This window comes from Mycoplasma marinum (genome assembly GCF_004335975.1).
Taxonomy (GTDB): Bacteria; Bacillota_I; Bacilli_A; order Mycoplasmatales; family Metamycoplasmataceae; genus Mycoplasma_K; species Mycoplasma_K marinum.
Map to the genome: position 1 here is coordinate 1 of NZ_PSZO01000078.1, position 1,193 is coordinate 1,193.

The 1,193-nt window shown below is 29.7% G+C and carries 1 protein-coding gene; it reads left to right on the forward strand.

Features of this window, described 5'->3' with window-relative positions:
* Window positions 1-1,193 (forward strand): hypothetical protein (locus C4B24_RS04780; protein WP_131599638.1); only part of this gene is annotated, 1,193 nt, incomplete at both ends.

The following is a 1,193-nucleotide window of genomic DNA, read 5'->3' on the forward strand; positions in this document are numbered from 1 at the left end:
GAAGCGGATATTTATGTTCTAACTCCAGAAAAATCTATAAAATTATTTAAAGATAAAAGAGAATTTGAGTTGGTTGTATTTGATGAATTTTATGAATCTTTTAGTGGCGACAGAATTTCTAAATTTAAAGAAGCATATTTACTATCATTAAAACAATCCAAAAAAGTTATTACAATTGTGCCACATAATACTTCTCTGGAGTTCGAGGGAGATAGCTCTCAATCCATAGAATTTGTGACTAATGTTTCCGTTACCACAAGGAGATATAATTATTATATTAAAAGCGGTGGCAAAACAACTAAGTATATAAATTCAGAATTATTTAGTAGGAAATCTCAATTAGGCTTTCCGGTTAGAAAATATGAATATGAATTCACTTTAGTTCATGCTTTAAACAAGACTGCAAAAAAAATTAAAGAATATGAACACAAGGGTGCGAAGTATAATGTTTTGGTTTTAACAACAAAAAATAAAATGTATAAAATCGCTTCGGAACTAGAAGGGGTTGATTTCGATACTAGAAATTGTTTTTTAATACAAAAAGCTATAAAGTATATTAAGGAAGTTTCTCCAAATATTTTCTTAGAGAAAATGTTGAAAAGAGGCATGGGTTACCACAACGGTAGCATGGACAAGTATTTGAGGTTGCTTATTGAAAAAGCATTTGAAAAAGGTGAATTAAGAATATTATTTGCAAACTCCACACTAACTAAAGGAGTCAACATAAGCCCTAATGCAATGTTTATAGATTCCTTTAGTGGGGTAACGGGTAAAAAAACGGATAAAGATAAGGCAATTGAAAAAATAGAAGATAAAAATGCTGTTGGAAGGACGGGTCGCTCTAATACAAAAAATAACCTTATTGGGAATATACATGTATTTTCAACGTCTAAAACATCAGAAAAAATAAAAAGAATAACAAGTATCAACTCAAAGGAAAAAATCACACTCAAAGAAGAAAAAGTTATTCCTCCAAAAACTATCGTAACGTTTCGCGATTTATATCAAAGTATAGTGGCAAATTATAAAATAGGGGAATATTATAAAATTGCTTCAGTTGCAACTAAAGAAACGTTTGAATTGCTGAACAAATTTATTCAATTGAGAAACGATAATCATGCCAGTGCTTTGGTAGAGAATATGTTGGAAGTGTTTAATTTGAAAATTAATCCCAAATCCAAAAAAGCGATAAT